6 protein-coding genes and 1 riboswitch are annotated in these 7,159 nt (G+C 71.7%); of the genes, 5 read left to right on the plus strand and 1 reads right to left on the minus strand.

What is annotated here, in order from left to right; all coding sequences use genetic code 11:
• On the plus strand, nucleotides 1–1,032 hold the full coding sequence (gene hpnH / locus ABZZ17_RS22110; RefSeq protein WP_356878003.1) for an adenosyl-hopene transferase HpnH: 1,032 nt from the start codon (nucleotides 1–3) through the stop codon (nucleotides 1,030–1,032).
• Nucleotides 1,029–2,432, plus strand: coding sequence for an aspartate aminotransferase family protein (locus ABZZ17_RS22115; RefSeq protein WP_356878004.1), 1,404 nt, complete (start codon nucleotides 1,029–1,031; stop codon nucleotides 2,430–2,432). Before hpnH ends, ABZZ17_RS22115 begins: the two co-directional genes overlap by 4 nt.
• Before the next feature lie 18 nt (nucleotides 2,433–2,450).
• Here the strand turns inward: ABZZ17_RS22115 and ABZZ17_RS22120 are convergent, their stop codons facing one another.
• A complete protein-coding gene (locus ABZZ17_RS22120; RefSeq protein WP_356878005.1) occupies nucleotides 2,451–3,272 on the minus strand; it encodes a tyrosine-protein phosphatase in 822 nt (273 codons plus the stop codon).
• A gap of 316 nt (nucleotides 3,273–3,588) precedes the next feature.
• A riboswitch (cyclic di-AMP (ydaO/yuaA leader) is annotated at nucleotides 3,589–3,756 on the plus strand.
• Nucleotides 3,757–3,760: 4 nt separating this feature from the next.
• Here ABZZ17_RS22120 and ABZZ17_RS22125 point away from each other — a divergent pair.
• The 3 genes from ABZZ17_RS22125 (at nucleotide 3,761) to ABZZ17_RS22135 (ending at nucleotide 7,069) form a co-directional block, all read left to right on the plus strand.
• The gene (locus ABZZ17_RS22125; protein WP_356878006.1) at nucleotides 3,761–4,786 is read left to right on the plus strand and encodes a M23 family metallopeptidase; all 1,026 of its coding nucleotides are present in this window, start codon (nucleotides 3,761–3,763) and stop codon (nucleotides 4,784–4,786) included.
• Nucleotides 4,787–4,948: 162 nt separating this feature from the next.
• A complete protein-coding gene (locus ABZZ17_RS22130) occupies nucleotides 4,949–5,734 on the plus strand; it encodes an SGNH/GDSL hydrolase family protein (RefSeq protein WP_356878007.1) in 786 nt (261 codons plus the stop codon).
• A 126-nt stretch (nucleotides 5,735–5,860) separates the two neighbouring features.
• A complete protein-coding gene (locus ABZZ17_RS22135; RefSeq protein ID WP_356878008.1) occupies nucleotides 5,861–7,069 on the plus strand; it encodes an MBL fold metallo-hydrolase in 1,209 nt (402 codons plus the stop codon).
• Nucleotides 7,070–7,159: the final 90 nt, after the last annotated feature.

Consider the following 7,159-nt stretch of genomic DNA (forward strand, 5'->3'; position numbering starts at 1 on the left):
ATGGCCATGCCGCTGCGACAGTCCATCAGGGTCGGGACCTATCTTCTCGAACAGAAGCTCCGCAAGCGTGAGAAGTTCCCGCTGATCGTCGAGCTGGAGCCGCTCTACGCCTGCAACCTGGCCTGCGAGGGGTGCGGGAAGATCCAGCACCCGGCCGGAGTCCTCAAGCAGCGCATGCCGGTGGCCCAGGCCGTCGGCGCCGTGCTGGAGTCAGGGGCCCCGATGGTGTCCATCGCGGGGGGCGAACCCCTGATGCACCCGCAGATCCACGAGATCGTCCGCCAGCTGGTGGCCAGGCGGAAGTACGTCTTCCTCTGCACCAACGCGATGCTGCTCCGCAAGAAGATCGAGAAATTCACCCCGTCCCCCTATTTCGCGTTCGCCGTCCACATCGACGGGCTCCGCGAACGCCACGACGAATCGGTGGCCAAGGAGGGCGTCTTCGACGAGGCGGTCGCGGCCATCAAGGAGGCCAAGCGGCGCGGATTCCGGGTGACGACCAACTCCACCTTCTTCAACACCGACACCCCGCAGACCATCATCGAGGTGCTGAACTACCTCAATGACGACCTCCGGGTCGACGAGATGATGATCTCGCCCGCCTACGCCTACGAAAAGGCCCCTGACCAGGAACACTTCCTCGGCGTCGAACAGACCCGCGAACTGTTCAAGAAGGCTTTCGCGGGCGGCAACCGGCGGCGCTGGCGGCTGAACCACTCCCCGCTCTTCCTCGACTTCCTGGAAGGCAAGGCCGATTTCCCCTGCACGGCCTGGGCGATTCCGAATTACTCCCTCTTCGGCTGGCAGCGCCCCTGCTACCTGATGAGCGACGGATACGTCCCGACGTACCGGGAACTGGTCGACGAGACCGACTGGAGCAAGTACGGCCGCGGCAAGGACCCGCGCTGCGCGAACTGCATGGCGCACTGCGGCTACGAGCCCACCGCCGTCCTCGCCACCATGGGCTCCCTCAAGGAGTCCCTGCGCGCGGCCCGGGAGACGATCGGCGGCAACCGGGGCGCCTCGTCATGACCGCCGGGCAGGGGGGCGGCGGGGGCTTCGACCTCGGCGCCCTGCTCGCCGAGCGCGGGGGCGAGCGCTACGAGCTGCACTCCCGCCACCTCAACCACCAGCTGCCCCGCATGCTGCACACCATCGGCTTCGACAAGGTGTACGTACGTGCCGAGGGAGCCCACTTCTGGGACGCCGAGGGCAACGACTACCTCGACATGCTGGCCGGCTTCGGGGTCATGGGCCTGGGCCGGCACCACCCGGTCGTCCGCCGGGCCCTGCACGACGTCCTGGACGCCCAGCTCGCCGACCTGACCCGGTTCGACTGCCAGCCGCTGCCCGGTCTGCTCGCCGAGAAGCTGCTCTCGTACAGCCCGCACCTGGACCGGGTCTTCTTCGGCAACAGCGGCACCGAGGCGGTGGAGACGGCCCTGAAGTTCGCCCGGTACGCCACCGGCCGGCCCAGGATCCTCTACTGCGACCACGCCTTCCACGGGCTCACCACCGGCTCGCTCTCGGTCAACGGCGAAGCCGGGTTCCGGGACGGCTTCGCCCCGCTGCTGCCCGACACCAAGATCGCCCTCGGGGACCTGGACGCCCTCGGGCGCGAGCTGCGGCGGGGCGACGTGGCGGCCCTCGTCGTGGAGCCGGTCCAGGGCAAGGGGGTGCTCGCCGCGCCCCCCGGATTCCTGCGCGCCGCACAGGAGCTGCTCCACCGCCACAAGGCGCTGCTGATCGCCGACGAGGTGCAGACCGGACTCGGCCGGACCGGTGATTTCTACGCGTACCAACACGAGCCGGGCGTCGAGCCCGATCTGGTGTGCGTGGCCAAGGCCCTGTCGGGCGGCTACGTGCCGGTCGGCGCGACCCTGGGCAAGGACTGGATCTTCCAGCGCGTGTACTCGTCGATGGACCGCGTGCTCGTCCACTCGGCGAGCTTCGGGTCCAACGCGCAGGCGATGGCGGCGGGCCTGGCGGTGCTGAGCGTCATGGACGACGAGCAGCTGACCGCCAACGCGCGGGCCATGGGCGACCTGTTGCGCGGGCGGCTCGCCGCGCTCGTGGACGAGTACGAGCTGCTGCACGAGGTGCGCGGGCGCGGGCTGATGATCGGCATCGAGTTCGGCCGGCCCTCCTCGCTCGGCCTGCGCAGCCGCTGGGCGATGCTCCAGGCGGCCCGCAAGGGGCTGTTCGCGCAGATGGTCGTGGTGCCGCTGCTGCGCAAGCACCGGATCCTCACCCAGGTCTCCGGAGACCACCTGGAGGTCATCAAGCTCATCCCGCCGCTGATCGTGGACGAGCGGGACGTGGACCGGTTCGTCGGGGCCTTCCGCGAGGTCATGGACGAGGCGCACGGCGGGGGCTCCCTCATGTGGGACTTCGGCCGGACGCTGGTGAAGCAGGCCGTCGGCAACCGCTGACGGCCCGCCGGTCACCCCCTACGGTTCCAGCAGCCGCTCCCGCAGCCGGAACAGGGTCTCGGGCGCGAGCCCGAGACCCTCGGCGAGGTAGCGGTCCACCCCGCCCCACTCCTCCTCGATGGTGGCGTACGCCGCCTCCAGGTACTCGGCGCGCGCGTCGAAGAGCGGCGCCAGCAGCTCCATCACCTCGGGCGAGCGGGCCTCGGCCGCGTCGCTGCCCCGGCGCACCCGGTAGCGGCGGTGCGGGGCGTTCGACTCCAGGTAGTCCGCCACGATCGCCCCGCGCTCGACGCCGAGGGCCAGCAGCGTGACGGCGATCGACAGGCCGGCCCGGTCCTTGCCCGCCGCGCAGTGCATCAGCGCCGGCACGCTGTCCTCGGCCAGGGCGTGCACGACCCGGCCGTGCTCCGCGGTGCGCGTACGGATCATCGTGCGGTACGAGTTCGCCATGCGGGCGGCCGCCCTGCCCTCGCCGAGCACGGACCGCAGCTGGGCCAGGTCGCCGTCGCGGACCATCTTCCAGAACTCCCGTCCGTCGGCCGGATCGGACAGCGGGATGTTCACGTAGCGCACCCCCGGCAGCACCACGTCCGGCCCCTCCAGGGCGTGGTCGGCGCGGTTGCGGAAGTCGAAGACGGTGTGGAGGCCGAGCGAAGCGAGGAACTCTGCTCCGGTTTCGGTGGCATGCGCGAGATGTCCGCTTCGGAAGAGTCGTCCCGACCTGACCCTCCGTCCGTCGACGGTCGGCAACCCGCCCACGTCACGGAAATTACGCACTCCCGTCAGCTCCGGTTCAGGTTCGGGCCGCGCCGGAAGGGGCTGGGGTATCTGCTGGGTCACGGGTACTCCTCCGCGTCGCTGGGGTGTCCGAATTACGCCGGTTGGGAACAACTTGCCATACGTGGAGGCGAGATCGCGCCAGGCCCCGTGAGCCAGATCATACGGTGACCGTCTGTGCCCGATCGCGAAATCCGAATTCCCATGCCAGGGCCGTTGTTGGTGGTTCGGAATGGACAGAGGGTGACCGGAATTCCGTCGGTCCCTCATACCTGCGATTCCGTCAGGGAATTCGTGGCTTGTTGCCTGCGGACCCGCTCGATTACCTTCACGACCGATCCGGGTGGACCGCCTAATCCTGCCGCCGCCCGGGAACCGCACCCGACTATCGACGCGCGCGGCAGGAGCGGGGGAACCAGGTAGGCCGCCGGACCGGATCCTTCTTCCGGGACGGCTCGGGGTGAAGCCGGACACGTCCCCGACGTGCACGGCCGGACATCTCCAGTCCGAACCCGACAGCTCACCTCGCAGGCGACGGAGAGGAATTCGCCATGCCCGGAAAGGGTAAGCACCGCCGCCCGAAGTCCCGCTCCATGTCACGTGGTTTCGCCGCCGCGGGCACCGGCGGCGCGGCCCTCGCGCTGCCGCTGATGGGTGCCACCGGCGCCCAGGCCGCGGCCCCCTCGACGGCCCCGGCCGCCGTCCCCGCGCAGGCCCCGCAGGCTCCGGCCGCCGTCCAGGCCGCACCGGCCGCGGCTCCCGCCGCCGCGCCGACGGTCTACACGGTCGTCTCCGGCGACTACCTGTCGAAGATCGCCGCCGAGCGTCACCTCACCGGCGGCTGGGAGCAGCTCTACGCCGACAACCGCGAGGCGGTCGGCGCCGACCCCTCCCTCATCCACCCCGGTCTGAAGCTGACCCTCGGCGCCCCGGGCGCGAAGTCCGGCGCGCCGGCCCCCGCGAAGGAGCAGGCGGCGCCCCCGGCTTCGGCGCAGGGCTCCGGCTCCGAGGCGGGCTCCGGTGACCGCCCCGCCAAGACCGAGCGCTCCTCGAGCCGTCCTGCGGCGTCCGGCGAGGACTCCTCCGCCCGCGCCAAGGCGCCCAAGAAGTCCGCGCCGGAACAGAAGGCCCCCGCCGCCGGGCAGGCCGAGCAGTCCGCGCCCTCGAAGAGCGCCGGATTCGTGGCGCCCGTCGGCGGCGGCGTCTCCACCGCGTACCGCATGGGCGGCAGCATGTGGTCCTCCGGCTACCACACCGGCGTCGACTTCATGGCGAGCACCGGCACCACCGTCAAGGCCGTCGGCGCGGGCACCGTCGTCTCCGCCGGCTCCGGCGGTTCGTACGGCAACGAGGTCGTCATCAAGCACGCCGACGGCAAGTACTCCCAGTACGCGCACCTCTCCTCGCTGTCCGTCTCGGCCGGGCAGACCGTCACCGCCGGCCAGCGCGTCGGCCTCTCCGGCGCGACCGGCAACGTGACCGGCCCGCACCTCCACTTCGAGATCCGCACCGGTCCTTCCTACGGCTCGGACATCGACCCGCTGGCCTACCTCCGGTCGAAGGGCGTCAGCCTCTGACGGCAGCCGCCGCCGGGCACGGACGCTCGTGGGGCCGGGACCCGAGGGGGGTCCCGGCCCCACGTGTACTTATTCCTTATCTCCCGCGTGGTATAGATCACGGTCCGTCAACCCCTCATTACGTTGGCGTAGGTTGGTTGCGGCGGTGAAGGATGTGTTCCCGTGGCAGCGACGACGACGACACTCAAGACCATCGGCTCGTACGCGGCGATCGGGGACAGCTTCACCGAAGGCGTGGGGGACCCGGGACCCGGGGATTCCTATCTCGGCTGGGCGGACCGGCTCGCCGTACTCCTCGCCGATCAGCGCGACGAACACGACTTCCGTTACGCGAATCTGGCCGTGCGGGGGAAGATCCTCGACCAGATCGTGGCCGACCAGGTGCCCAGGGCCAAGGCCCTCGCGCCGGACCTCGTGACCTTCTGCGCGGGCGGCAACGACATCATCCGTCCCGGCAGCGACCCGGACGACGTGGCGGCGCGGTTCGAGGCGGCCGTGGCCGACCTCACCGGCTCCGTGGGCCTCGTCATGATCACGACCGGTTTCGACACCCGGGGCGTACCGGTGCTCAAGCACCTCCGGGGCAAGGTGGCCACGTACAGCGCACACGTGCGCGCCATCGCCGACCGCTACGACTGCCCGGTCCTCGACCTGTGGTCGCTGCGCTCCGTGCAGGACCGGCGGGCCTGGGACGGCGACCGGCTGCACCTCTCTCCCGAGGGGCACACCCGCGTCGCGCTGCGCGCCGCGCAGGTGCTCGGCTACGCGGTGCCGGCCGACCCGGACCAGCCGTGGCCGCCGACGCCGCCGCGCGGATCGGTGGACGTCACCCGCGACAACATCCAGTGGGCGCGCGAGCACCTCGTGCCCTGGATCGGACGGCGACTGCGCGGGGAGTCCTCCGGCGACCACGTCGAGGCCAAGCGCCCCGACCTGCTGCCGCTGTAGGACCTGCCGGGGCCGGGATCCCGGCCCCGGCTCCGGCGGGGCGGAATCCTCGCGGGCCGGTGCGCGTTGGAAGGTCGTGTACGTACTACCGTGCCACCCCGACCCGCACCCTCTTCAGGAGGCGCCTTGACCGGCTCCCTTCCCCTGCGTCCCCGGCTGCGCGCCCTGCGGCCCGAAGCCTTCGGCGCGGACCCGTCCGGCGCGCGGCTGGCGCGGATCCAGCGTTCGCCGAACTTCGCGGACGGCGCCTTCCAGAACCCGGTGAAGGCCCAGACCAGGCCCTCCGGGTCGATGGCCGAGTTCGCCAAGATCTACTTCCACAAGGAACAGCGGGTCAGGCGCAGCCCCGGCGCGCCGATCCCCGTCTACCCGACCACCCTGGCCGAACTGGCGAAGCCGCCGGTCAGCGGCCTGCGCGTGACGTGGATGGGCCACTCCAGCGTGCTCACGGAGATCGACGGGCGCCGGGTCCTCTTCGACCCGGTCTGGGGCGACCGCTGCTCGCCCTTCCCCTTCGCCGGGCCCAAGCGGCTGCACCCCGTGCCGGTCCCGCTCGCCTCGCTGGGCGAGGTCGACGTCGTGGTGATCTCCCACGACCACTACGACCACCTCGACCTGCCGACGATCAAGGCGCTGGCCGGCACGGACACCGTCTTCGCCGTCCCGCTGGGCGTCGGCGCCCACCTGGAGCGCTGGGGCGTGCGGCCCGACCGGCTGCGCGAGCTGGACTGGAACGAGGCCACCGAGGTCGCCGGGCTCACCCTCACGGCCACCCCGGCCCAGCACTTCTGCGGGCGCGGCCTGCGCAACCAGCAGTCCACCCTGTGGGCCTCCTGGGTCGTCGCGGGCGAGGAGCACCGGGTCTTCCACAGCGGCGACACCGGCTACTTCACGGGCTTCAAGGAGATCGGCGCCGCCCACGGCCCCTTCGACGCCACGATGATCCAGATCGGTGCCTACTCCGAGTACTGGCCCGACATCCACATGACGCCGGAGGAGGGCATGCGCGCCCACCTCGACCTCCAGGGCGGCACCCCGCGCGGCACGATGCTGCCGATCCACTGGGGCACCTTCAACCTGGCCCTGCACCCGTGGGACGAGCCCGGCGAAGGCACCGTCGCCGCCGCCGGGGCGGCCGGGGCCGCCATCGCGCTGCCCATCCCGGGCCAGCCCTTCGAACCCGGCGCCGCCGACGCCCCGGCCGAGGCCTGGTGGCGGCCCTTCGTCGCGGCGGGCGCGGCCCCGCCGGCCCGGCCCGCGGCCTCCGTACCGACGCGGCCGAAGGCCACGGCCGCCGAAGCCGGGCGGGCCGAGCCGGAGGCGGTGGGGTCCTAGGGCCTGTCGTCAAACTCCCGTCGTCGCCCGGAGGGCGGCCCTGCGGCGTCTGGTGCGTGCTCTCGGTGCGCCGGGCGGAAGCCCGCGTAC

This window comes from Streptomyces sp. NPDC006512, from assembly GCF_040611935.1.
Lineage (GTDB): Bacteria > Actinomycetota > Actinomycetes > Streptomycetales > Streptomycetaceae > Streptomyces.